Genomic DNA, 24,773 nt, shown 5'->3' with positions numbered 1-24,773 from the left:
GAATAGCTGCTTGCACGGTTCTGAGGGGGCGGGGACGTAGTAATACGTCCCCGCTACCCGACTCATCATCGGCCTGAACAGCTCCGCGATCGGCACCCTGGTGGAGCGCACCACTCGGTTCACGATGCTGCTGCACCTGCCGCCCATGCCCGGCCACGGCGGGCCCCGTGCCAAGAACGGCCCGGCGCTGGCCGGTCACGGCGCCGAAGCCGTACGCGACGCCGTCGCCACCACCATCACGACGCTGCCCGAACAGCTCCGCAAATCACTGACCTGGGACCAGGGCGCGGAGATGGCGCAGCACGCCCAACTGCGCATCGACACCCGCCTGTCGGTCTACTTCGCCGCCCCGCACAGTCCCTGGCAGCGCGGTTCCAACGAAAACACCAACGGCTTGCTGCGGCAGTATTTCCCCAAGGGCACCGACCTGGCCCGGCACAGCCGCAGCGACCTCGATGCGGTCGCCGCCGCTCTCAACACCCGCCCTCGCAAGACACTCGGCTGGCGAACTCCCGCCGAAGCATTCAACGATCATCTACTCTCGCTGCAGAGAAGCAGTGTTGCAACGACCCCTTGAACCCAAGCTGCCGGCATCGGAGTGGTGGATCAGCTGCCCGGGAGTGTGCGGGCGGCCCTCTCGGTCGCGCTGCCACAGCGTCATCTCCAGTGCGTCCAGGACGAGTTGGGTCTCCTTGGAGGTGGAGGCGGACCAGCCGACCATGCGCCGGGAGAAGGTGTCCACGACGAAGGCGACGTAGATGACCCCGCTCCAGGCGGTGACGTGCGTGAAGTCGGCAACCCAGCAGCGGTTCGGGGCCTTGGCGACGAAGTCGCGGTCAAGAAGGTCCGGGGCTCGCTCGGCGGCCGGGTTGGTGATCGTCGTGATCACCTTCTTGCCGCGGACGGCGCCGGTGATGCCGAGTTCGCGCATGAGGCGCTCGACGGTGCAGCGGGCCACGGCATGCCTCTGCCGGTTCAGCTCGCGCCAGATCTTCCGGGCTCCGTAGACGCGGTAGTTGGACGTGTAGACCTCCTGGATCCGCTCTTTGAGTTCCTCATCGCGCACGGAACGGGCGGACGGAGTTTCAAGGTGTTCTTGTGGGCGTAGTACGTGGAAGGGGCGATCTTGCAGCCGTGCTGGGTGAGGGTTCTGCAGATCGGCTCGACGCCGCCGAAGCGGTCCCGGTGCTCGTCGATGAACGCTACGAGCGCGTGTGTGGCCGGTCGAGCTCGGCCGCGAAGAAACTCGCCGCGGACTTCAGGATCTCGTTGGCCCGCTTGAGTTCGGCGTTCTCCTTCTTCAACGCCTTGAGCTGGGCGGACTCCTCCGTCGTCGTCCCCGGACGCTGGCCCGCATCGATCTCGTGCTGCTTCACACTCAAGTACCAACCCCACCCGTCGCTCCAGTGAAGGCCAGTGACGTCATCCATGTCGCGGCACACTGGAAGATGGCGTTGAACCGGACTTACACAAAGTCACTGACTGACACGTCCTGCAAGCGCTGAGGGACGGTGCTCACCGTTCCCGGTCGCGGCTGTGCATCGCCGTGACGGGGGGCGACTGTCGGTCTCCGCCACCCGGGCTGTTGCGGGATTCCGAGGAGTTGGATGGCGGGGTAATTTGTGCCGGTTGCTGCTTCACCAGCCCTTGACGGTGGCATGCATCTCCCAGACCAGAAGTTCCGCCGACTCTGCGGCGATGATCTGTTGGCCGCCAGTGTTGGTGAAGCGCACTGCGTCCCCTTGTTGGAGACGCCCGGTGTCCTCGAGTCTGACGCTGCCGCGGGCCACGAACAGGTGGAGGAAGGGTGCGTCGGGCAGGGTGATCGAACTGTCCGGACCCAGGCGGGCAGCGTGCAGAGCGGCGTAGCGGTTGCGAATGCGGATGGCGGATGTGTCGGCGTGGGCCGGCATGCCGGAGGCGACGGTGACCAGGTCGCCGCGCAGCAGCGCATCGCTGATCTCCAACTGCTCGTAGCCGGGCGTGATGCCCGCCTCATCGGGAACGACCCACATCTGGATAAAGTGCACCGGGTCGGTGTGGGCGCTGTCCCCTGCCAGACGCCAGGAATCGTTCTTCTCGGAGTGCAGAATGCCGGTGCCTGCGCTCATTCGCTGGGCAAGGCCCGGATAGATGAGCCCGGTGTGGCCAGTAGAGTCCTGGTGTACCAGGGAGCCCCCGAGGGCCCATGTCACGATCTCCATGTCCTGGTGGGGGTGGGTCTCGAAGCCGGCTCCCGCGGTGACGACGTCTTCGTTGCTCACCAGCAGCAGTCCGTGGTGGGTGTTGGACGGATCGAAGTGGTGCGAGAAGGAGAAACTGTGCCTGGAGTCGAGCCAGGACAGTTCGGTGTGGAATCGCTCCGTAGCCCGGCGTACGTCCACGGTCGGCACAAGGGCCGATGCCATAGTCAGTCCCCTCGTCGGCTCCAGGCAGAAACGGGTCATGCGTGTTCTTGCACCCCGGCCGGGACCACGATCTCCGGCAGCGAGGAACGAGAAGAGTGCGCGTCGATGTGAAGTTGTGCGCAGTGCTGGTCCGCGACCTCGGCGCAGATCGCGGCGACCTGCTCACATATGGGGCTGCCCAGGTCCGCCGCGCTCAACGCCATGATCATCTTGTAGCGGAGATCGTCCACTTCTACCTCCGGGCAGCTCCGACACCCCGCCCGTCCACGCTAGGTGAGCAGTCGCGGGCCCGCCACTCGTGACCAGGAGAGAAGCGTGCCGAGACGCTACTGCACCCCGGCATGCGCGGGACCGCGATCCGCGCAACACTGCTCATACAACGCACGAGTCAGCAATCGAAGGAGCCGGGTATGAGCGTGCGTGTCGCAGTGATCTACTACAGCGCCACAGGAAACGTGCACGCGCTGGCGCAGTCCCTGGCGGAGGGGGCTGAAAGCCGCGGAGCGGACGTCAGACTCCGCCGGGTGGCGGAACTGGCTCCTGACGCTTCGATCGAAGCCAACCCCGTGTGGCGGGCGCATGTCGACGCCACGAAGTACTCGGTCCCCGAAGCGACGCTCGACGACCTGGAGTGGGCCACTGCCTATGCCTTCGGGACACCGACCCGGTACGGAAACGTCTCCGCGCAGCTCAAACAGTTCATCGACCAGACCGGCGTCCAGTGGCAGGCCGGGGTGTTCCACAACAAGCCGGTGACCAGCTTCACCTCTGCGATGAATCGGCACGGTGGCCAGGAGTCGACCCTCCTGTCCCTGAACAACGTCTTCTACCACTGGGGCTGCATCATTGTCCCGCCCGGCTACACCGATCCACTGCTCTTCGCCGCTGGCGGCAACCCCTACGGCACCAGCTGGCTCAGTGGAGGGGGAGAGGCGCCGGCCCAGGGGACCCTGGACGCTGCGCACTACCAAGGCCAGCACCTGGCAGACATCGCCACCCGACTCGCCGGCTGAACCCGACACGGGCCGCCTTCTTTGCCGGTAAACATCCCGGTACCGTCCCCGTGCACTCCAGGAGGGCGCATGGAGCTCTTTCCGTCGTTGCCGTATGACGAGTGGCGTGACACCAAAGACACGCTGCACCGATTCCTGCAAGTCGTCGGCAAAGTGCGCTTGGCCGGGTCGCAGCGCCGCAACCACTGGTGGAATGTGCCCTACCACCTGACGGGCTCCGGCATCACCACCCGCCCCATGGGCCTGGACGACAACGGCAACTTCTTCTGTATCGATTTCGACTTCACCGCGCACCGCCTGGAAGTCACCGTCGGTGACGGCTCGCGGGCCTCTTTCTGCTTGCCCGGCCTGTCCGTGGCCGCTATGTATCGCCGGCTGCGCCGGACCCTGGACGGGCTGGGCATCGAGGTGGATATCGACCGGCCGCACCCCTTCGACCTGCCGGATGCCGGTCGCCCGTTCGTCGAGGACGAAGAACATCGTGTCTACGAACCGGCACAGGTGAACCGGTACTGGCGCATCCTTTCCCAAGTCAACCTGGTCCTGGAGGAGTACGCTGCGCAGTGGTCGGGCAAGACCAGCCCGGTCCATCATTTCTGGCACACTTTCGACATCGCCGTCACGCGTTTCTCCGGCCGTATCGTGACCCCGCCCGCCGCAGCCGACCCGGTCACCCGGGAGTCCTACTCTCGGGAGGTGGTCAGCGTCGGCTTCTGGTTCGGAGACCCCACCTACCCGCAACCGGCGTTCTATGCCTACACCGCGCCCGAGCCCAAGGGTATCGCCGAACAACCGCTCGAGCCCGCCTCCGCCCGGTGGGTGGAACGTGACGGCAGCCACCTCGCGGTCTTGGATTACGAGGCGGCTCGGACGACGCCGTCACCACGAGCGACGGTGCTTGCCTTCCTGAACAGCGCTTTTCAAGCAGGCGCCGAGCTTGCCGACTGGGACACGGCTCGCGACGCCTGCCCCGGCGGCATCACCGATCCCGTACTCCAGCCAGGCAAGTGATGCGATAAAGGCCCCCAAAAGCTTCGTGGACTTCATGGACCAGCGTGCACCCGCGGTCACACATGGGAATATCGCGTCAAATCGGACTAAGGGTGCCTGGGGTCGCCGTTATCGGCGCTATCCGTGTGGGTGGCGGAAGCGACACCTTTCCAGCGAGCTGCCTGAAACGACACGCTGGCGTAAATCGCGGCCAGCCCGGCCGCTGCACCAGCGGGAATGGCAGTGGCAAAAGGCGCGTGCAGTCCATAGACCAGAACGCCGGTATCGGCGCCGATGACGATACCGGTGATGACACCGATGCTTCCTGCGACACTGAGCATCCGCTGAAACGGTCGCCGCCTAGGGGCGAGCATGACAACCGCCTGCTCAGCTCCAGAAATGCTGGCGAGTGGATCGGTCAACTCGGGGACAAGTTGCGCGTAGATTTCCCGCAGCCTGCTGATGCGTTTACAGAGCAGCCAGTCGTCGATCGAGACTTCCAGACATCGCAGAAAGGTCACTACGCCGAGAAATGCCAGCGACGACAGCACCAACACCTGAAAGACAGTAGTCCCCTCACTCCGCCCGTTATGGCCGTAGAAGCCGAGAGAAATGAGGGCCGCCGATACGGCACCGAGGAAAATGTTGGCCCGTCCATTGGCCTCGCCGATAGTGCCCGCACGCTGGGTCTGCAAATTGTAATGCTCGGTCGTCAGTACCGTGATCCATGCTGACGCTGCCCCACCAGCGGATGTAAGACGCAACCGCTCCCGCTCGCCAGGCCGCGTCGGCCGGTCAGCGCTAGATTCACTCATAGCTGACCAGCCTCCTCCGACCCGCGACCCAATCACAGTGCTCACGGAGTCTAATTCACTCCGGTAGCACGTCTACGGGGTGACACGAGCCGTCGTGCATATAGTCTCCAACGCATGCCAACAGCAGCGCTTTGTTGCGCACCTCAGGGAACAGCGGTGGATCATGGATCACAGTCATGAGAGCGGGCGGGAAGTCACTGCACGCAGCCGGCTTCCGGACGTTCTTGTCGAGTCGATCCCGGGAGGGGGCTCTCAATGACGGAGTCCGGTACGAAGCCAATCACTACATGGAATCCACGAAGCCCCAGGTCACAACCACAAACTGAAATCTCTACCGAACCCAGGGCGGTTCAGTACGCGAGCTCGGCGACCGTCTGTGCCTCCAGGCGGGCTTCCTCCGTACTGGTGCAGTCGGCCAGCGCCGCCAGGTAGCGCTCGGCGTCCAGTGCCGCGGCGCAGCCTGAACCAGCGGCGGTCACCGCTTGCATGTACTCGTGGTCGACCACGTCGCCGCACGCAAACACACCATCCAGGTTGGTGCGCGTGGACCGGTCGTCCACAGCGATGTAACCGGTGTGGCTGAGAGCGATGACGCCCTTGACCAGGTCGATTCGCGGATCGTGCCCGATAGCGACAAAGACACCGGTGACTGGCAGGTCCGTCTCATCACCCGTGGTCACGTCCCGCAGACGGACGCCAGTCACCCTGTCCTCGCCAAGGATGTCGACCACCTCGCGGTTCCACAGGAACCGAATCTTCTCGCTGCGTCGGGCCCTTTCTTGCATGATCTTTGAGGCCCGGAGTCTGTCACGGCGGTGCACGACGGTAACCGAGCAGGCGAACTTCGTGAGGAAAGTCGCTTCCTCCAAGGCGGAGTCGCCACCGCCGACCACCACGATGTCCTGTTCCCGGAAGAAGAATCCGTCGCAGGTGGCGCACCAGCTCACGCCCCGGCCAGACAACCGCTTCTCGTTCTCCACTCCGAGCTCCCGGTAGCGGGATCCGGTGGCGAGGATGATCGCACGGGCACGATAGGTCGTCCCCGCGCTGTCGATGACCTCCTTGGGATCAGCTTCCACACGCGCTTCGACAATGTCGTCGGTGACCAGTTCGGCACCGAAGCGTTCGGCCTGTGCCCGCATTCTCTCCATCAGATCCGGACCCATGACACCCTCAGGGAAGCCGGGAAAGTTCTCCACATCGGTGGTGTTCATCAGTGCTCCCCCAGCGGATATTCCTCCCTCGAACACGAGAGGGCGCAAATCCGCACGGGCTGCGTACACCGCCGCCATGCAGCCTGCAGGACCGGAGCCGATGATGATTACGTCTCGGACGGTATCGTTCACGTCGACCGCCTAGCGCAGCTCGAGAGGAAGCGAGAATCCGGTCTGCTGGCATCCGAAGCAATGGTCGCTCATCCGGCGGTAGCAGCCCTGCGCCTGACCTGTCTCGCCACTGAAAAGGCGCTACCCGCTGCCATATGACAGCACCGCACTGCTTTCTACCATGCATGCTCGGGCGACCGCGTGCATCTCCTGCCACCGGGATCAGCGACACCTCCTCGGCGACCGGCCGACCGCGGTGTTCTGTGCCAACGTGCGCGATCCTGTTGCCCATTGTGGTTATGCGGTGAGGGTGTGCTCGAGTCGGGTGAGGTGGCTGGTGCGGGTGCGGTCCAGGGGGCGGTCGTTCCACCAGGCGTTCAGGCGGATCAGGTTGAGTGCGACGGCGGAGTAGATGTGTTCGAGATGGGTCTTGGCCAGGCCGCGGTAGCGAGCGCGGCGTGTGCCGGTGACAGCGGTGGCCTGCCGGATGGTGCCCTCGATGCCGGCGCGTAAGGCGTAGTCGGTGTTCCAGTCCTTGGTCTTCTGCCGGGTTCGGGTGTGCCGGAGTGCCTCGGTCATCTGTCTGGGGTGGAGGGAGAGCTGGCGACGGTTCTTCTTCGCGGTGGTGCACTGGGGTTTGAAGGGGCAGGGGATGCAGTCGAGGGCGGCGAAGCTGACCACGGTCTTGGGGATACCTTCGCTTACGACGGGGTTCCAGGTGGCGCTGGTATGTCCGGCGGGGCAGGTGGCCTTCTTGGCTTCCCAGTCGATGGTGAAGTCGGTGGCGGCGAAGCCTGCCTGGGCTTTGGCCTGGCGGGAGGTGTCCAGCAGGACCGGCGTGATCAGTGCGATGCCGTAGGTCTTGATCGAGCCGTGGATGAGTTCGGCGGTGGCGTATCCGGAGTCGAGATAGTGCTCATCGGGCAGCAGCCCGCGTTGCTGGAGCGCGTGGTGGACTGCGGGGAGAGTCTTGCTGTCCGGCACTGTGGAGTGGGTGGTGGCGATGTTCGTGATCAGGTTCGGGTGTGTGCGTGCCTTCTCGGGGGCGGAGGTGCAGGTTTCGCTGATGTGGAGTTTGTAGCCGTTCCAGAACATGTCGCGTTTGGCGGACCAGCGAGCATCGGTGTCATAAGGCGAGGTCAGACGTAGGTGGCCGGGCGGGCGGCCGTCACCGCCTTCATCGGTCTTTTCCCGCCGCTTGACGACCTGGCGGCTGCCTCGGGTGGTGGTGCGGGTGTAGTTCTGCAGCAGCACGCACCGCAGGACCTGCACCGTGGGCAGTTCGCGTAGCCAGTCCGGAGAGCTGGAGTGGTAGACCGCGCCCAGCAGGGCGAAGCCGTCCCGGGCGAAGTCCACGGCCAGTTTCTGCTGCTTGGTCCGGGAGGTGGGCAGGCGCCAGCTGTCCACCCGTGGTCCGTACCGCCTGCTCCATGAGGTCACGTCCACGCTCTGTGCGACCCAGTCCGGATCCGCGCAGGTCAGCGTTTCAAGTGCGGCGCGAACCGCTTCCCCGGCCAGTTCCAGCCGGTTCAGGTCGCGCACCGCCGCGATCACGTGGGTGGAGTCCGTGCGCTGCTTGCCTCCTGCGGCCAGCAGGCCTTGTTCGACCAGCCTGGCCACCAGCAAGTCCAGTACCTTCTCTTCCAGGCCATGGGCGGCAACCCGGGTACGGAACTGGGAGAGGACACTGAAGTCGAAGCCGGGATCCTCCAGGCCCAGTCCGAGCGCGTAGGACCACGAGAGTTTGTCCCGCGCCGCCTCGGCAGCCTGCCGGTCGGTCAGGTTCTCGGCCATCTGCAGCACCGTGACCAATGCCAAGCGGCCCGGTGACCAGCCACGCGGCCCCGTAACCGCGAACGCTTCCGCGAACTCGGCATCCGCGAACAACTCACCGAGCCGATCACGCACCACGACCGGCAGCGGCACCTGACGTCCCCGGTACTTTGCCCGCACCGCCCGCTCCACCTCCGGCGCCGGCTCCGGCCACGACCGCGGCTCCATCGACACAGACGCCCTCCCGCTCCATGACCGGGAACGAGAAGGACCGGCCACCAGACCAGCCTGCCGCAACGATCAACACCCCGACCAGCACAAACAGCAAATGGGCAACAGGATCGTGCGCTTGCCAAAAATATCATCCGCCCTGGTGGGAGGCGGTGCCAACGGTGTACGGGAGGTCGACCGGCGAAGTCGTTCGAACAGGGCTCTCGCGAGGCTGGCGCTCACCGCGGCAAGATGATCGACCGTGCTGCTGCGACTGGCCTACTTGGGCGTGACGAATGCGTTCGCCATGCTGCGCCTGCTACCGATGGGCGATCGAGACAAAGCTGTCGAGATACTCGCCTTGCGCCAGCAGACCATGGTGCTGGAACGCCAACTCGGCAAGGAGCGGGTGAGGTTCACCCCGAGCGACCGGGCATTTCTGGCAGCGCTGCTGCACCGACTCCCCATGGACGTGCTCCGCAGAGTGCGGCTATTGGTGCGTCCGGACACGGTGCTGCGCTGGCACCGCGACCTTCTCGCACGCCGCCATGCTGCCGCCTCCCGGCCCAGGCGCTCGGGACGGCCGCGGACCGTGCACTCCGTGCGGGCTCTGGTGTTGCGTCTGGCGCGGGAGAACCCCGGCTGGGGATATCGCCGCCTGCACGGCGAACTGCTCGTTCTGGGCGTGAAGGTGGCCGCTTCCACCGTCTGGGAGATGCAAGAGGCCGGTATCGATCCAGTACCTGGGCGGACTTCCTGCGCTCCCAGGCCGACGCTCTGCTGGCCTGCGACTTCTTCGAAACGGTCACCCTGTCCGGGGCTCGGATGTACGTGCTTGCCGTCATCGAGCACGCCAGCTGACGGATCCGGGTCCTGGGTGCCACCGCGCACCCAACCTCTTCATGGGTGGCGCAGGCCGCGAAGAACCTCGTCATGGATCTTGAGGACGCGGGCTACCGAGCGCGTTACATGATCAGGGACAGGGACGGACGGTTCTCCGACCTGTTCGATGCCATCCTGACGGATGCGGGGATCGAGGTCGTGCTCAGCGGCATTCAGATGCCGAGGCCCTGATCTGGAACCACCGGCACTTGCTCCACATCCTGCGCGAGTTCGAGGAGTTCTACAACGCACACCGGCCACACCAGGGCATCGCGAACGCCAGACCGCTGCACGCCTTACCCACGCCGATCGGCGATCCTGAGCAGATCAGCCGTCTCGACATACGACGACGCGATCGACTCGGCGGGATCCTCCACGAGTACCAACATGCTGCATGACCTGCACGGATGACATTCTCGGCAAGGGCAGCGTAGGGGCGCCGACCACCGCAACGGAGGAAACCCCAACGTCAGTGAATCTTCAAAACGCAGGAGACGTCCTCACCGCCATGCTTGTGGCCCGTGTCCTCGCTGGTGACGCAAGCTTCCTGGTGCGCCGCGCAGCGGCGGCCGGTGTGCGTCTGGGCATGTCGGAGCCGCGCTGCGTTGCCGGTGAAATGGGCCGTGTCGACGACGACACCGCGGATCACCCCGGGGGCGCCGAGGCGGACGATGGCCCAGTCGTGGTCGCCCTCCTCGTACTCGGGCCGGCGGCGCCGGGTTTCCCAGCCGTCCATGATCTGGCCCTTGTGCCCGAAGGTGTGGGGCTGAAAGACGGGTGCCGTGGGGCGCAGCAGATTTTCCTTTTCGGCGAAGAACTCGTCGTTGGCCGCGACGACACCGCCGCCAAGGGCGCGGGCGGCGAGGTCGGGAAGCTGGGTGAAGTCGCTCATGCTCTCTCCTCGGATGACGGAACCATGGGCTGAGGCCTCCCGGCGGCGTTGGCGCGGCCACGGAGCACGCACGCCGCCGGGAGGGATGTTGGGGGGAGGGGAGGGGGAGGGAGAGGGGCCTGCTCCCGAAGAGGTCACACGAGGGTCACCCGAGGGCCACGCGGAGTGCCGTGGGGGCGTGGCCGGGGCTGGTGGCCAGTTCCTCGAACTCGGTGACGTTGTCCAGCTCGGTGCCCATCGAGACGTTGGTGACGCGTTCGAGGATGACCTCGACGACCACCGGCACCCGGTGCTCGGCCATGAGCTTTTTGGCCTCTTCCAGAGCGGACGCGATGCGGTCGGGCTCGAAGACGCGGATGGCCTTGCAGCCCAGCCCTTCGGCGACCTTGACGTGGTCGACGCCGTAGCCGCCCAGCTCGGGAGCGTTGACGTTGTCGAAGGACAGCTGGACGCAGTAGTCCATGTCGAAGCCGCGCTGAGCCTGGCGGATCAGGCCGAGGTAGGCGTTGTTGACCACCACATGGAGGTAGGGAATCTGGAACTGGGCGCCGACGGCGAGTTCCTCGATCATGAACTGGAAGTCGTAGTCGCCGGAGAGGGCGACGACGGTGGCGTCCGGCTCGGCCGTCGCGACACCCAGGGCGGCGGGCACGGTCCAGCCCAGCGGTCCGGCCTGGCCGGCGTTGATCCAGTGCCGGGGACGGTAGACATGGAGCATCTGCGCGGCCTGGATCTGGGAGAGCCCGATCGTGGACACGTAGCGTGTGTCGCGCCCGAACGCCTTGTTCATCTCCTCGTAGACCCGCTGCGGCTTGACCGGCACCTGGTCGAAGTGGGTCCTGCGGAGCATGGTGCCCTTGCGCTGCCGGCAGCTGTCGGCCCAGTCGCCGCGGTCCCTGAGGACTCCGGCGGCCCTCAGTTCCCTCGCCGCCTGGACGAACAGTTCCAGTGCGGGCTTGGCGTCGGAGACGATGCCCAGGTGCGGGGCGAAGACCCGGCCTATCTGGGTTGGTTCGATGTCGACGTGGACGAAGGTGCGGCCCCGGGTGTACGTGTCGAGGCCGCCGGTGTGGCGGTTGGCCCAGCGGTTGCCGACGCCGAGGACGAAGTCGGACTCCAGAAGGGTGGCGTTGGCGTAGCGGTGGGAGGTCTGGAGACCGACCATGCCCGCCATGAGGGGGTGGTCGTCGGGGATGGTGCCCCAGCCCATGAGCGTGGGCACCACCGGCACCCCGGTCAGCTGGGCGAACTCCATCAGCAGCTCGCTCGCGTCGGCGTTGATGACCCCGCCTCCGGCGACGATCAGCGGCCGTTCGGCGGCCTGGAGCAGTTCGATGGCCTTGTCGATCTGTGCTCTGGTGGCCGACGGCTTGTACACCGGCAGCGGCTCGTACGTCTCCGGGTCGAACTCGATCTCGGCCATCTGGACGTCGATGGGCAGATCGATCAGTACCGGCCCGGGCCGGCCCGAGCGCATGAGGTGGAAGGCCTGTTGGAACGCGCCGGGCACCTGGGCGGGTTCGAGGACGGTCATCGCCATCTTGGTCAGCGGTGCGGCGATCGAGGCGATGTCGACGGCCTGGAAGTCCTCCTTGTGCAGCTTGGCCACCGGCGCTTGGCCGGTGATGCACAGGATCGGGATCGAATCGGCGCTCGCCGAGTACAGGCCGGTGATCATGTCGGTGCCCGCGGGGCCGCTGGTGCCCACGCAGACCCCGATGTTCCCGGCCCTGGCGCGGGTGTAGCCCTCGGCCATGTGCGAGGCACCCTCCACATGCCGGGCGAGGACATGAGTCAGGCCACCGTTCGTGCGCATCGCGGAGTAGAAGGGATTGATCGCCGCGCCGGGCAGGCCGAAGACATGGGTGGTGCCCTCACGCTTGAGGATCTCCACCGCCGCCTGGGCCGCGGTCATACGAGCCATGAGGATGCTCCTGTCGGTCGGTACGTCGAAGGGGCGTGGGTTCAGTGGGTGTCGCGGCCGGCCAGGCGCTCGACCCCGCGCAGCAGCGCGGAGTGGTCCAGCCCGCCGTCGCCGCAGGCGCGGGCCGAGGCGACCAGCTGGGCGACCACGGCGCCCACGGGCAGGGGCGCCCCCACCGCGCGGGCGGCGTCGGTGACGATGCCCATGTCCTTGTGGTGCAGGTCGATACGGAAGCCGGGCCTGAAATCGCGGCCGAGCACCGCCTCCCGCTTGCGGGCCAGGACGGTGGAGCCGGCCAGGCCGCCGCCGAGGACCTCCAGCGCCGCCTTGAGGTCCACTCCGGCGTTCTCCAGGAAGACCACGGCCTCGGCCAGCGCCTGGAGGTGGATGGCGACCATCAGCTGGTTGGCGGCCTTGACCGTCTGCCCGGCCCCGTGCGGGCCCACATGCACGACGGTGGTGCCCAGCGCCTCGAACACCGGCCCGGCGTCGGCGAAGTCCTCCGGATCGCCGCCGACCATGATGGACAGCACGCCCTCGATGGCGCCCGCCTCGCCGCCGGACACCGGGGCGTCGAGCGTACGCAGGCCCTTGTCCCGCGCGGCGGCGTCCACCTCCAGCGAGGTCTGCGGGGTGATGCTGCTCATGTCGATCAGCAAGGTGCCCGGTGTCGCGTGTTCCAGGACGCCGCCCTCACCGAGGACGACCTCCTTCACCTGCTGATCGGCCGGGACCATGGTGATCACGACCTCGGCGTCGCACACCGCCTCGGCGACGCTGTCGGCGCCCCGGCCACCGGCTGCGACCAGGGTGTCGACCGCCGTGCGGCTGCGGTTGTAGCCGGTGACGGTATGTCCGGCCCGCACCAGGTTGGCGGCCATCGGCCCGCCCATGATGCCCAGGCCGATGAAGGCGATCTTCCGGGAAGTGGCACTCATCGTAGGTTCCTTCGTGTCGTGCGTGTGGTCGGGGGCGTCTGTCCGGTCGGGGTCGTCTCGAGCCCGGTCAGGCGTGGCGGTCGCTGCCGCGCCGTTCGCGCGGGAGCCAGTCGAAGCTGTTCGCGCTCGGGCCCGCGGGCTTGTACTCCAGGCCCACCCAGCCCGCGTAGCCCACGGTCTGGAGGTCCACCAGCAGCCCGTCGAGGTCCAGCCGTCCCGTACCGGGCGCTCCCCGTCCGGGCGCGTCCGCTATCTGTACGTGTCCGATGCGGTCGGCGTGGGCGGCGATGACACCGGCCACGTCGTCGCCGTTGACTGCGAGGTGGTAGAGGTCGGCCAGGAGACGGAAGTTGCGGCTGCCGGACTCGGCCGCCATCCGGTCGATGACGGCGAGCGCGTCCGCGGCGGTGCGCAGCGGGTACGCGGGTGCGCCGCTGACCGGCTCCAGCAGGACCGTGCCGCCGACGCGCTCCGCGGCCTTGGCCGCCAGCGCCAGATTCTCCACCGCCAGGTCGTCCTGGACCGCCGGGGCCACGCCGTCGATCCGGTTGCCGTACAGGGCGTTGAACGACCGGCATCCCAGTTGCTCACCGATCGCCACGGTGACGTCGATGTTGTCGCGGAACTCCGCTGCCCGGGCCGGCCAGGACACCAGGCCACGGTCGCCCCCGGGCATGTCCCCGGCGAAGAGGTTCAGCCCTGTCAGCCGGACACCGGCGTCACGCACCGCCCGGACGAAGGCGTCGACCTCCGCATCCGTCGGCACGGCCGTCGCGTAGGGCCACCAGAACTCGACCGCGTCGAACCCGGCGGCTTTCGCGGCGGCCGGACGCTCCAGTACCGGCAGCTCGGTGAACAGGATCGACACATTGACCGTGTAGGGAAGTCGGTGCTTCATCAGTTCTCCCGGCCGAGGCTCTTCAGGTACGGACGCCAGCCGCCGAAGGCGGTGATCTCCTTGTGGACGCCCTTCTCCAGCTCGCCACGGCGAAGGATCATCGAGAACGACGACGAACCGTCCTGGAGCCGGATGATTCCGAACTCCAGCTCCGGCGGCTCGGTGGGCAGCAGCTCGTCGCGCAGCACCTCATCGGGGACGTCGTAGACCTCTCCGTCCACCGCGGTGTCGACGCCGGGGTCGGGCAGCAGCCCGGGGCAGGTGTCCCGGATCGCGAAGAACCGGTACCCGGGGGCGGTACGGGTCCGCGCCACGAGCGGGGCTCCGCGCAAGTGGTGATGGAAGGGGCCGCCCTCCATCGCCTGGCCGTTGAGGAACATGTGTGCCATGGGATCTCCTTGGAAAGGGGGTGTGCGATGACGGGTGAACGTGGTGGTGGCGCCGGGGCGGTGCCACGGCCGGCCATAACCTCCGGCCGTCCCGGACCCCGTCAGCCTGGTCAGCCGGGGGTCAGCCTGGGGTGCCGGCGCCTCGGACCGCGGCGGCGACGGCGGGCGCGACGGCGGGGTCGAAGACGCTGGGGACGATGAAACCCGGGCTCAGCTCGTCGGCCGCCACCGTGTCGGCGATGGCGCGCGCTGCCGCGATGAGCATGCCGTCGGTGATCTCACGGGCGCCCGCGTCGAGGAGTCCACGGAAGATTCCGGGGAAGGCCAGGACGTTGTTGATCTGGTTGGGGAAGTCGCTGCGGCCGGTGGCGACGACGGCCGCGTGGCGCCGCGCCTGGACGGGATCGATCTCCGGGTCGGGGTTGGACAACGCGAAGACGACCGCGTTCGGTGTCATGTGGGCGATGTCGGCGCTGGTCAGAATGTTCGGAGCGGACACGCCGATGAAGACGTCCGCGTCCTTAAGGGCTTCGGACAGGGTGCCGGAGCGGTTCCGGCGGTTGGTGTGCTCCGCGATCCAGACGCGATTCTCGTCGAGCCCGGACCGTCCGGGATGGACGGCTCCGCCGCGGTCGCAGGCGATGATGTCGCCCGCTCCCTCGGCGGTCAGCAGCCGGATGATGGCGGATCCCGCGGCTCCCACCCCGCTGACGACGATCGTGACATCGGCGAGCTTCTTCCCCACGACGCGCAGGGCATTGGTGAGAGCGGCCAGGACGACGACCGCGGTGCCGTGCTGGTCGTCATGGAACACCGGGATGGCGAGCCGGTCCCGCAGCCGTCGTTCGATCTCGAAGCAGCGTGGTGCGGAGATGTCCTCGAGATTGATGCCGCCGTAGACCGGGGCGAGGAGCTCGACCGTCCGTACGATCTCGTCGGTGTCCTGGGTGTCCAGACACACCGGCCAGGCGTCCACGTCGGCGAACCGCTTGAACAGGGCCGCCTTGCCCTCCATGACGGGCAGAGCGGCCGCGGGCCCGAGGTTGCCCAGCCCGAGGACGGCCGATCCGTCGGTCACCACGGCCACGGTGTTGCGTTTGACCGTGAGGCGCCGGGCTTCCTCGGGTCTGTCGGCGATGGCCTGGCAGACCCGCGCCACTCCCGGCGTGTAGGCGCGGGAGAGGTCGTCGCGGTGGCGCAGTTCGACCCGCGGAGTGACCTCCAGCTTGCCGCCGAGATGCATGAGGAACGTGCGGTCGCTCACCTCGCGCACACACACGCCCTCCAGTGCCGTGACCGCTTCGGTGATGGCTTCGGCGTGCGCGCCGTCGATGGCGTCGCAGGTGAGGGTCACGACGATGCGGTCGGCGCTCGTCTCGACGACGTCCAGGGCGGTGAGCGCGCCTGCGGCCTCGCTCACCGCGCTGGCCAGCCGGGAGGTGGAGGTGGCCACCGCGGGAGCCTCCACACGGAGGGTGACGGCGTATCCGGGGCTGGGTGTGGACATGCGCTGACCTCACAAGGGCGGGAAGGGCCCGGCAGGGAGCCGGAGCTTCTGCTATGCGGATATTATTTTCTGCATTGCGGAATAACAACCCCCCTCGGCTGCCTCGGTGTCCTCGTCTGCCGGTCTCCATGGGGTGCGTCGTCTTGTGCCCCGCGCTTCGGTGGCGGGCTCGTCGGCGTGGTGGCGGGCTCGTCGGCGTGGTGGCGGGCTCGTCGGTGCGGTGACAGGGTCCGGGGGGAAGAGCGCGTCAGAGGCGTGAGAAGCCTTGACAGGCCCCCGCGGTGGACCTATACATCTGCCAATCGAAAAATTGTTTCCGCATGATGAAAAAACTTGCCCCGTCTCACCTGTTGGCGAGGCCCGGTCAGCGGTCGGCGATGCCGCGAGGCGCCGCCTCTCCTCGTCATGTGTGGCGTCCCGACGGCACCGCGCGAGACGTGCCGCTACCCCAGACGGCCTCGCCCCATCAGCGGTGTACGGCCCGGTCCAGGAGGTTCTCGACGTGAAACCCATCCATCTGCTCGGCGCGATCCCGTTCCTCGGGATCCTCGGGGGGATCTTCTTTGCGAACCGGGTGACGCCCTACGTCCTCGGTATGCCGTTCATCCTCTTCTGGCTGGTCATGTGGGTCGTGCTGATCTCGGCGACCATGGCCGTCATCTACCGTCTGGACCCGGCGAACCGGGAGGAGCAGAACTCATGATCGCCCTCGCCATCATCTTCGTCTTCCTCCTCGCGGCCATGGGCCTGGGGCTGCGCGCTCGCCGTGGCAGGGACATGGATCTCGAACAGTGGTCGGTGGGCGGCCGCGGCTTCGGGACGGTCTTCGTCTTCCTGCTGCTGGCCGGCGAGATCTACACGACCTTCACCTTCCTGGGCGCCTCGGGATGGGCCTACGGCAAGGGCGCACCCGCCTACTACATCCTCTGTTACGCCTCGCTGGCCTACGTCCTGTCGTACTGGCTGCTGCCGGCCGTGTGGCGCTACGCCAAACAGCACCGGCTGATCTCGCAGTCCGACTTCTTCGTCGCCAAATTCGACAGCCCGCTGCTCGGTGCGCTGGTGGCCCTCGTCGGAGTCGTCGCGATGGTGCCCTACCTCGTCCTGCAGCTGAAGGGGCTGGGGATCATCGTGTCCGTCTCCTCCGACGGCCGTATCCCCTCCCACTGGGCCATTGTGATCGGCACGGTGGCGCTGACCCTCTATGTGACGATCTCGGGCATCCACGGCTCGGCCTGGACCTCGGTGCTCAAAGACGTCGCCATCCTCGCGGTCGTCCTCATCCTGGGCATCTACCTGCCGATGCACTACTACGGCGGCATCGGGGAGATGTTCCAGGCAGTGGACCGCGCCCACCCCCACGCCCTCACCCTGCCCTCCAGCGGCATGAGCACCTCGTGGTTCGCATCCACCGTGCTGCTTTCGGCGGTGGGCTTCTACATGTGGCCGCACACCTTCAGCGCCGCCTACAGCGCCCAGAACGAACGCGTCTTCCGCCGCAATGCCATCTTCATGCCGCTCTACCAGCTCATCCTGCTCTTCGTCTTCTTCGTCGGCTTCACCGCCATCCTGGTCGTGCCCGGCCTCAAGGGCGCCGACGCGGACCTGTCCCTGCTGCGCATCACCACCGCCACGTTCCCCTCGTGGTTCGTCGGTATCGTCGGCGGCGCCGGACTGCTCACCGCGCTGGTCCCCGGGTCCCTGCTGCTCATGACCTCCGCGACCTGCCTGGCGAAGAACGTCTACCGCCTCGCCCGGCCGCACACCAGCGACAAGCACATCGCACGCTTCGCGCAGCTGCTCGTGCCGGCCCTCGCCCTGATCTCCCTCTACTTCACCTTCAACGGCGGCAGCTCGATCGTCTCGCTGCTGCTCATGGGCTACGCACTGGTCACCCAGCTGTTCCCCGCTCTGCTGGCGAGCCTCGCACCACGGCAGATCGTCACCAAGCAGGGAGCAGCCGCGGGCATCGTCGTCGGCGTCACCACGGTCGCCGTCGTCACCCTCTCCGGCGTCACGGTGGGCAGCCTGCTGCCGGGGCTCCCGCAGGCGGTGAAGGACCTCAACGTAGGCATCATCGCCCTCGCCCTCAACATCGTGGCGACGGCGGCCGTCTCCGCCGCCACCCGCACCGCGAGCCCGGCCACCGCCGTCCCCCTACGGCCCGAATCCGAAGCCACGGCCGGCACCGGCTGACATCACCCGCCCCTCGGGCCGGGACCTCTTACGGGCGGTCCCGGCCCGAGCCGCTCCAGCCCCCGCAGAACCGTGTCGGGGCACACGCCGGTCCTGCGAGAGGTCGCGGAGGAAACCGGCCTGCTGACAGCCTCCGTGGTCCAGCAGATCGCCGTCGAGGACAGGCCTCATCCCGACACACAACAGCCCCGAAGAACCACATTCTTCTTCCTCCAGGTGCCGGAGGACACCCCCGACGCTTGGGTTCACCATGTCCAAGGCGACGGAGACGATGCCGGCCTCACGTTCGCCTGCCGTTTCCTCCCTCTTCCCCTGAAGCAACCGCTCGCCGACAACCAAGACGCATGGCTGGGTCACATCGAGCCTCTGTGGACCACCGTGGCCGGCGACCCGTGACGCGCTATGGCCCTACCCCCTCGCGTCATGGGCCTGGCGTGCTCGAACGCGTCGTCGATGAGTACGACCTGGCGACCTGCGGCGGCCAGCAGGGAGGCCGCGATCGCGGCCCTGAAGCCGCTGTGGCAGTGCACCCAGATCTCGGCGTCCGGCAGAGTGGGAAGGGTGTGGGGCAGCTCGGGCAGCGGTATGTGCCGGGCGTCGGGCAGGTGTCCGCGACGCCACTCGCCGCCGCTCCTGACGTCCAGGATTTCCATCGGCCGCCCGGCCTGGGCGGCGGCCAGGGTGGTGAAGTCGGCGCGCGGGTAGGAAGCCAGCCACCGGGGGCCCGCCCATTCCAGCGGGTTACCGGTGGCGACGGCCGCGGGATGGTCGAAGCCGATCCGGAGGAGCTCCTTCCTGGCGGCTTCGAGCTGTTCGGCGTCGGTGGCCAGCAAGGTGAGCGGGGTGTCGAACGGCACCAGCCAGCCCAGGTAGGTGGCGAAGGCTCCGTGGGCGTCGATGTTCACCGTGCCCCGTAGGTGGGTGTGTGCGAAGTCCGCTCGAGGCCGTACGTCCACCACCCACTCCCCGGCCGCGATGCGCTCGGCCAGTTCGCTCAGACCCGCGGAGCGGGGAACGCCGAGGCCGGCCACGGGTGTCGGTCCGGTGGCATTGATCGTGGCCATCCGGCGGTAGTACGCGGGGTAGGGCTCAAGGCCGGACAGGGCGCTGGAGACGAAGGCGTCCTCGTCCAGAGTGAAGACGGGATTGCTGGCACGTTCGCGGCCGATCGTCGAGCGCTCGACCGCACCGGGCGTCGCGGCCGCACAGAAACTCCCGAAGCCATGGGTCGGCAGGACCATGGTGTCATCGGGCAGCACCTCGGCCAGCCGGCGGGCCGAGCGGTACTGCCGACGGGCCAGCGGCTCGGCCAGCTCCGCTCCCATCAGGTCGGTGCGCCCGGTCGTCCCGTACAGCACCGACCCTCCGGTGCATACGAGCCGCGGCACACCACCGCGGAGCGCGAACGCGTACGCCAGGTGATGGTCGGTGTGCCCGGGCGTGGCGATCGCCTGGATCCTCAGCTCCCCGGCCGGGATCTCGTCCCCATCGCCCGCCCGTACGGCGTCGAAGCCCAGCTTGGGGCCGGCCGGCACCACGTAGGCCGCGTCCAGGTGGCGGGCCAGTTCCAGACCGCCCGTGACGTAGTCGTTGTGCACGTGGGTCTCCACCACCGCGCCGAGCCGCCACGCCCGCGAGTCGAGCACGGCCGTGATCCGCTCGATGTCACGCTGGGGGTCCACCGCGACCGCGACCGTGCCATCCGTGATCAAGTAGCTGCGATTCCCCAGGCTGAGCGTGGCGAGCTGGACGATTTCCAGATCTTCGGGCAGCTTCGCCGACAGCCGCAGCTCGGCTTCGGTGACCCGCCCGAGCCGCGCCTCCACCGGCAGCTCCGTGACCCCGTGCGGCGACAGCGCGCGCACCACCCAGCGCCCCGGCGTCACATAGAAGCGGAAGACGCCGGAAGAGGCGGTGACCACCTCACCGACGAACTCTCCCGACGGGTCGAGCAGGCGGACCCAGGCACCCGCGACCGGCTCTTCTCCGACCACGACCCGACCGGCCACCTCGGTCCGGACCGAGGTGTCGCGCTCCGGCACCGCGGCCCCGTGGCGTCGGCCGCCCGCTGCGGCCGTTGGGCTCCTGGACACTTTCCGCTCCCTGACGAGGAGGTGGATGAAGTCCCCTTCACCCTCCCCTCGATCACCTTTCGATCGGTACGCCGACCATCGAGCCGTACTCGGTCCACGACCCGTCGTAGTTCTTGACGTTCGGCTGATCGAGGAGTTCATGGACGACGAACCAGGTGTGGGCGCTGCGCTCACCGATCCGGCAATAGGCGATGGTGTCCCTGCTGAAATCGATGCCCGCGTCACGGTAGAGGGCCCGCAGCGCCTCGTCGGATTTGAACGTGCCGTCGTCGTTGGCCGCCTTCGACCACGGGACATTCCTGGCAGTAGGGATGTGGCCGCCGCGCTGCGCCGTTTCCTGCGGCAGGTGGGCAGGGGCCAGCAGCTCCCCGGAGAACTCCTGTGGAGAGCGGACATCGATCAGATTCTTGTCTCCGATCGAGCCGATCACCTCATCCCGGAACGCCCGGATCGAATCGTCCGGCTCTTTGGCCGTGTAATCGGTCCTGGGCCGCTGCGGAGCCTCGTCGGTCAGCGGCCGGGACTGCAGCTCCCACAGCTTGCGGCCACCGTCGAGCAGACGCACCCGGTCATGTCCGTAGATCTTGAAGTACCAGTAGGCGTACGCGGCGAACCAGTTGTTGTTGCCGCCGTACAGCACCACCGTATGGTCAGGCGCGATGCCGCGCTGCGACAGTAGCTCTTCGAAACGCTCACGGTCCACGAAGTCCCTGCGGACCGGATCCTGCAAGTCGTTCTTCCAGTCGAATTTCACCGCGCCGCGGATATGGCCCTGCTCGTAGGCGCTCACATCCTCGTCCACCTCGGCGAAGACCAACTGAGGATCATCCAGGTGCTGCTCCGCCCAGTCGGCGTCGACCAGTGAATGCTGTCGGCTCATCGTCGCCTCCATCCCCATCCGGCGGACGAAGACCCTCCGTGATGGCAAGAGTGCGCTCGGTTGTGGCCAGTTCTTCCATATCCAGGACAACTCTCGACGCCTCGGCAGTCAACTCCGCGCGGGGCCGTGTACGCCTGCTAGGCGCCGCCGGCCTCATTGAATCGCGCGATTTCCTCCATTGTTTGCTGCAGTTTCAGTTCGTCCTGGTCGGATACGATTGCCTGTCCGACGCGGCCGTACGGCCCGGCCGGCGCATCGGGTGAATATTGGATCTCATCGAAGAGGAAGTTGCGTTCGAAATCCTTCTGGGTCAGATTTCCGCCTATGCGGCGACGTGGGAGTATGTGTCCATAGAAGCGATCCGGTGCGCTGCAGAGCCTGGTCGAGACCGTTTCTATGTCCGATGACAATCATTGTCGGCATTCTTGTCTCTCCCCGTCACGGCTGACCAAAACCTTGAAGAAGTGATGTGCCATACTGCCGCCCGAGGCGAACACGGTGGCGTCATTCCAGAGGGATGCAGAGATGTGACGTGTGATGTAAGCCACAAGTTGATCTCTGGAATGGGTGACATGGCGCCGCTCATTCCATTCCTGCCCGCCTGGGTGTATTCGCCATGCTGCCCATATCTCATGCCTTGGTCCCTCCGGGAAGCGACAGCCCCTGACCAGGGAGGCCGCGCGCTGCCGACAGGCGGTCGGAGGGCGGCGAGAGGCGCTCCGCCGCCGTACGAGGGCGATTCCGCCGAGACTCGAGCGAACCCGCACACACTCCGGTCCGGAACGAGTCATGATCCGTGACATGAGTCCGGGAGGGCCATGCTCATTGACCGGAGCGCTCTCATAGAGCTGGCGGAGGCGACGCTTCATGAGTGTGCGGCAGGCGATTTCCGGCTGTTGGTCGCCGAGGGCGGGCCGGGGTGCGGCAAGAGCGAATTCCTGAAGCGATTCCTTGGGATCGCGGCCGAATCCGGGGCCGTGGTCCTCGACGCGCCCGGTCTGCCCGGCGAGAGGGGCACCCCTCTCGGGTTCGTACGGCGGCTGGCCGAGCACCCGGCGCTGCCGGAGCGGACCCGCGAATGGCTGCGCCCCGCTCTGGCACAGGACGGGGCCCGGGCCGCAGAGCGGCTGTGCGAGGCGCTGCGCGGGCTCTCCGCGTCCGCACCGCTGGTGATCGCGGTCGACGATCTGCACCACGTGGACCAGGGGTCGCTGCGGCAGCTGCTGCATGTCGCGCACCACGCCCGCTCGGCCAGGATGCTGCTGATCGGCACGGAGAGTCCGTACGGTCGGGTCGGCGACCCGCTGCTCGGCGCCGAACTGCTGCGCCACCCCGGTTTCCGGCGCATCACGCTCGACCCGCTCAGCCCCGAAGGCGTGGCCAGGCTGGCCGGCACGCTCGGCAACCAGCCGGCCGACGGCCGCCTCGGCACCGAGTGCTACGTGCTGACCGGCGGCAACCCGCTGTTGTCCCGGGCCCTGCTGCAGGACCGTTGGGCGGCGCCGGACACCGGTGGCCGGGTGCCGCGGCCCACTATCGGCGGACCGTTCCACCAGGCGGTTGCGGCCTGCCTGGCCCGCACCGGGACGCCCACCCGGGATGTCGCCGGCGCCCTGGCCGTACTCGGGCCGTCCACCACCCCCGCGCTGGTGAGCCGGCTGCTGGGACTGGACGCGGCCGCGGTCGCCCGCGCCCTCCAGGTCCTGGAGCTGAGCGGATTGACGGACGGCCACCGCTACCGGCACCCGGTCGTCGCGGCGGCCGCCCTGGACCATCTGGACGCCACCGACCGACGGCACCTGCACGAGCGGAGTGCCCTGCTGCTGCACAACCAGGGCGCCCGGGCCACCGAGGTCGGTGAGCACCTGCTGGCCGCCCAGCCCACGGTCCCCTCCTGGGCGGTCGCCGTGCTGCGCGACGCCGCCACCCAGGCTCTGGTAGACGACGACGCGCCCGCGGCGATCCGGTATCTGGATCTCGCCTGCCGCGCCTGCCAGGAGCCGTCCCAGAGGGCCGCGACCCGGATCGCGCTCGCCGCCGCCACCTGGCGGGTCAACCCCTCCGCTGCCGAGCACCACCTCAGCGAGACGCTCGCCGACCTGCACACCGGCGCACCGGCGGACAGTGACGCGGCTCTGCTCGTACGGCTGCTGATCGGCTGTGGCCGACTGGAGGAGGCGGGCCGGGCACGGGCCTGGCTGCGGGCGGGCGACCACCCGCGCAACGGCCCCGGCCCACGCCTGGGCGCGGTGTGGCCGTCGGTGGTGCACCCCTGCCCCTGGCCCCTCGCGCTCGAAGAGAACCGGCCGCAGCCCTCGCCCGACACCGCCGCCGCCTCCCGCGAGCCCTGGGACGAGACTCCCGGCCCCGGCACTGCCGCCGCCGTCTGGGGCATCCCCGGCCCCGGCACCAGCGAGGCCGCCGCGGACGAGGCCGAACGGCGGCTGCGCGCCTGCCCGCTGCTGGACGGCACGCTGGCGGTGGTGGCCAACGCCGTACGGACCTTGCTGCGGGCCGGCCGGACGGCCGATGCCGACGAGTGGTGCCACCGGATGCTGAAGGAGGCGACGGCCCGGCGCTCGCCCGGCTGGCAGGCGGAGTTCCTCGCCATCCTCGCCGAGATCGCCCTGCGCAAGGGGGCCCTGGCGGACGCCGAGGAGTGCGCCCGGCAAGCCCTGGCCTGCCTGCCCGGCCGTGGCGGCAGCGTCCTCGTGGGAGGTCCGCTCGCCTGCCAGGTGCACGCCTATACCGCCATGGGCCGTTACGACGACGCGACCCGCGTGCTGCACCACCCTTTGCCAGGCGCGCTGTTCCAGAGCGTGTACGGCATGGAGTATCTGCGCGCCCGCGGCCACTACCACCTGGCCACCGACGACTGCCGCGCCGCGCTCGGCGACTTCCTGGCCGCCGGCCGTATGGCGCAGCGCTGGGGTCTGGACCACCCCGCCCTGCTGCCCTGGCGCACCGACACCGCCCAGGCGTTCCTGCGGCTCGGTGAGCGCGCCAGGGCGGCGCGGATGATCACGGAACAGCTGTCCTGCGCCCGCCTGTGGAGCGCCCCGCACACCCGGGGCGTCACACTTCGGCTCCGGGCCCGGCTCGCCGCCGTGCCGGAGCGCCCGCACCTGCTCACCCAGGCCGTCGAGGTTCTGCAGCGGTGCGGGGACCGGCTCGAACTCGCCCGGGCGCTCGCCGACCTGGGGGCCGCCTACCGGAACGTCGGCGAGTCCGTCCGGGCCAACAACGTGCGGCGCAGGGCGTGGCGGATGGCCGAGGAGTGCGGTGCCAAGGCTCTGTGCGACACCATTGCGCCCTGGCAGGCGGTGTGCGGCGGGGACCGGCCGGACCTCCCCGGCCGCGACCAGGGGGCGGGACTGAGCGAGTCGGAAATGCGCGTGGCCATCCTCGCCGCCAACGGCAACTCGAACCGTGAGATAGCGCTACAGCTGTGCGTGACGATGAGCACGGTCGAGCAGCATCTGACGCGTGTCTACCGCAAGCTGCACATCAGCCGCCGCCAGCAACTGCCGAAGAGTCTGATCGGTCCGGTGGGGACACCGGCGACGAACCGCAGAGAGCTGTCCTCGTTCTGACGAGCCGTCCGAACACACCGTCCGTGATGCCACGGAGGTCCACAGGT

The 24,773-nt window shown here is 67.9% G+C and carries 19 protein-coding genes and 3 pseudogenes; 7 read left to right on the top strand and 15 right to left on the bottom strand.

Annotation, left to right across the window (positions count from 1 at the left end):
- Nucleotides 1–61: 61 nt before the first annotated feature.
- Nucleotides 62–577: pseudogene (locus ACWY4P_RS02655) on the top strand (IS30 family transposase); the annotation flags it as partial.
- On the opposite strand, the gene ACWY4P_RS02650 reads toward ACWY4P_RS02655, so the two are convergent.
- From ACWY4P_RS02650 to ACWY4P_RS02635, 4 genes are all read right to left on the bottom strand, one after another.
- Nucleotides 536–1,066, bottom strand: coding sequence for an IS3 family transposase (locus ACWY4P_RS02650; RefSeq protein WP_456208455.1), 531 nt, complete (start codon nucleotides 1,064–1,066; stop codon nucleotides 536–538). The pseudogene ACWY4P_RS02655 and the gene ACWY4P_RS02650 overlap by 42 nt on opposite strands.
- A 136-nt stretch (nucleotides 1,067–1,202) precedes the next feature.
- Nucleotides 1,203–1,382 (bottom strand): hypothetical protein, encoded by a 180-nt coding sequence (locus tag ACWY4P_RS02645; RefSeq protein ID WP_456208454.1) that lies wholly within the window; start codon nucleotides 1,380–1,382, stop codon nucleotides 1,203–1,205.
- 255 nt (nucleotides 1,383–1,637) lie between these two features.
- Nucleotides 1,638–2,408: a pirin family protein gene (locus ACWY4P_RS02640; protein WP_456208453.1), complete on the bottom strand. Its 771-nt coding sequence runs from the start codon at nucleotides 2,406–2,408 to the stop codon at nucleotides 1,638–1,640.
- Nucleotides 2,409–2,443: 35 nt separating this feature from the next.
- Nucleotides 2,444–2,638 carry a hypothetical protein gene (locus ACWY4P_RS02635; protein ID WP_456208452.1) on the bottom strand — a complete coding sequence of 65 codons (195 nt, stop codon included), beginning with the start codon at nucleotides 2,636–2,638 and terminating at the stop codon, nucleotides 2,444–2,446.
- A gap of 180 nt (nucleotides 2,639–2,818) precedes the next feature.
- On the opposite strand from ACWY4P_RS02635, the gene wrbA reads away from it, so the two are divergent.
- Both wrbA and ACWY4P_RS02625 read left to right on the top strand, forming a co-directional pair.
- Nucleotides 2,819–3,421: an NAD(P)H:quinone oxidoreductase gene (gene wrbA / locus ACWY4P_RS02630; RefSeq protein ID WP_456208451.1), complete on the top strand. Its 603-nt coding sequence runs from the start codon at nucleotides 2,819–2,821 to the stop codon at nucleotides 3,419–3,421.
- 69 nt (nucleotides 3,422–3,490) lie between these two features.
- Complete coding sequence (locus ACWY4P_RS02625; RefSeq protein WP_456208450.1) at nucleotides 3,491–4,432, top strand: DUF5996 family protein; 942 nt, start codon at nucleotides 3,491–3,493, stop codon at nucleotides 4,430–4,432.
- An 86-nt stretch (nucleotides 4,433–4,518) separates the two neighbouring features.
- Here the strand turns inward: ACWY4P_RS02625 and ACWY4P_RS02620 are convergent, their stop codons facing one another.
- The 3 genes from ACWY4P_RS02620 to ACWY4P_RS02610 form a co-directional block, all read right to left on the bottom strand.
- Entirely contained in the window at nucleotides 4,519–5,226 is a 708-nt protein-coding gene (locus ACWY4P_RS02620) for a hypothetical protein (protein WP_456208449.1), read from the bottom strand.
- A gap of 350 nt (nucleotides 5,227–5,576) precedes the next feature.
- The gene (gene trxB / locus ACWY4P_RS02615) at nucleotides 5,577–6,518 is read right to left on the bottom strand and encodes a thioredoxin-disulfide reductase (protein WP_456212787.1); all 942 of its coding nucleotides are present in this window, start codon (nucleotides 6,516–6,518) and stop codon (nucleotides 5,577–5,579) included.
- Nucleotides 6,519–6,848: 330 nt separating this feature from the next.
- On the bottom strand, nucleotides 6,849–8,552 hold the full coding sequence (locus ACWY4P_RS02610; protein WP_456212786.1) for an IS1182 family transposase: 1,704 nt from the start codon (nucleotides 8,550–8,552) through the stop codon (nucleotides 6,849–6,851).
- A gap of 244 nt (nucleotides 8,553–8,796) precedes the next feature.
- Here ACWY4P_RS02610 and ACWY4P_RS02605 point away from each other — a divergent pair.
- Nucleotides 8,797–9,814 (top strand): annotated as a pseudogene (locus tag ACWY4P_RS02605) (helix-turn-helix domain-containing protein).
- Nucleotides 9,815–10,020: 206 nt separating this feature from the next.
- Here the strand turns inward: ACWY4P_RS02605 and ACWY4P_RS02600 are convergent.
- From ACWY4P_RS02600 to ACWY4P_RS02575, 6 genes and pseudogenes are all read right to left on the bottom strand, one after another.
- A pseudogene (locus tag ACWY4P_RS02600) lies at nucleotides 10,021–10,308 on the bottom strand (allantoicase); the annotation flags it as partial.
- A gap of 145 nt (nucleotides 10,309–10,453) precedes the next feature.
- On the bottom strand, nucleotides 10,454–12,232 hold the full coding sequence (gene gcl, locus ACWY4P_RS02595) for a glyoxylate carboligase (RefSeq protein WP_456208448.1): 1,779 nt from the start codon (nucleotides 12,230–12,232) through the stop codon (nucleotides 10,454–10,456).
- Nucleotides 12,233–12,273: 41 nt separating this feature from the next.
- Entirely contained in the window at nucleotides 12,274–13,170 is an 897-nt protein-coding gene (locus tag ACWY4P_RS02590; protein ID WP_456208447.1) for a 2-hydroxy-3-oxopropionate reductase, read from the bottom strand.
- 67 nt (nucleotides 13,171–13,237) lie between these two features.
- A complete protein-coding gene (locus tag ACWY4P_RS02585) occupies nucleotides 13,238–14,068 on the bottom strand; it encodes a hydroxypyruvate isomerase family protein (protein ID WP_456208446.1) in 831 nt (276 codons plus the stop codon).
- Nucleotides 14,068–14,457, bottom strand: a complete 390-nt coding sequence (locus ACWY4P_RS02580) for an allophanate hydrolase-related protein (RefSeq protein WP_456208445.1) — start codon at nucleotides 14,455–14,457, stop codon at nucleotides 14,068–14,070. Before ACWY4P_RS02580 ends, ACWY4P_RS02585 begins: the two co-directional genes overlap by 1 nt.
- 121 nt (nucleotides 14,458–14,578) lie before the next feature.
- Nucleotides 14,579–15,964: a malic enzyme-like NAD(P)-binding protein gene (locus ACWY4P_RS02575; RefSeq protein ID WP_456208444.1), complete on the bottom strand. Its 1,386-nt coding sequence runs from the start codon at nucleotides 15,962–15,964 to the stop codon at nucleotides 14,579–14,581.
- 502 nt (nucleotides 15,965–16,466) lie between these two features.
- Between ACWY4P_RS02575 and ACWY4P_RS02570 the strand changes: the two genes are divergently transcribed.
- Together ACWY4P_RS02570 and ACWY4P_RS02565 are read left to right on the top strand one after the other, a co-directional pair.
- Nucleotides 16,467–16,667, top strand: coding sequence for a DUF3311 domain-containing protein (locus tag ACWY4P_RS02570; protein WP_319686227.1), 201 nt, complete (start codon nucleotides 16,467–16,469; stop codon nucleotides 16,665–16,667).
- On the top strand, nucleotides 16,664–18,160 hold the full coding sequence (locus tag ACWY4P_RS02565) for a sodium:solute symporter family protein (protein ID WP_456208443.1): 1,497 nt from the start codon (nucleotides 16,664–16,666) through the stop codon (nucleotides 18,158–18,160). The genes ACWY4P_RS02570 and ACWY4P_RS02565 overlap by 4 nt, the downstream gene beginning before the upstream one ends.
- A gap of 353 nt (nucleotides 18,161–18,513) precedes the next feature.
- Here ACWY4P_RS02565 and ACWY4P_RS02560 read toward each other — a convergent pair whose 3' ends face one another.
- Together ACWY4P_RS02560 and ACWY4P_RS02555 are read right to left on the bottom strand one after the other, a co-directional pair.
- Complete coding sequence (locus ACWY4P_RS02560) at nucleotides 18,514–20,253, bottom strand: DUF1416 domain-containing protein (RefSeq protein ID WP_456208442.1); 1,740 nt, start codon at nucleotides 20,251–20,253, stop codon at nucleotides 18,514–18,516.
- 52 nt (nucleotides 20,254–20,305) lie between these two features.
- Entirely contained in the window at nucleotides 20,306–21,133 is an 828-nt protein-coding gene (locus tag ACWY4P_RS02555) for a sulfurtransferase (RefSeq protein ID WP_456212785.1), read from the bottom strand.
- Nucleotides 21,134–21,951: 818 nt separating this feature from the next.
- On the opposite strand from ACWY4P_RS02555, the gene ACWY4P_RS02550 reads away from it, so the two are divergent.
- Nucleotides 21,952–24,726, top strand: a complete 2,775-nt coding sequence (locus tag ACWY4P_RS02550) for a LuxR C-terminal-related transcriptional regulator (RefSeq protein ID WP_456208441.1) — start codon at nucleotides 21,952–21,954, stop codon at nucleotides 24,724–24,726.
- Nucleotides 24,727–24,773 lie beyond the last annotated feature (47 nt).

The sequence above is a fragment of the Streptomyces sp. LZ34 genome, from assembly GCF_053890475.1.
The sequence above is the reverse complement of the archived record's forward strand: the minus strand, read 5'-3'. Positions and strand labels throughout refer to the sequence as shown.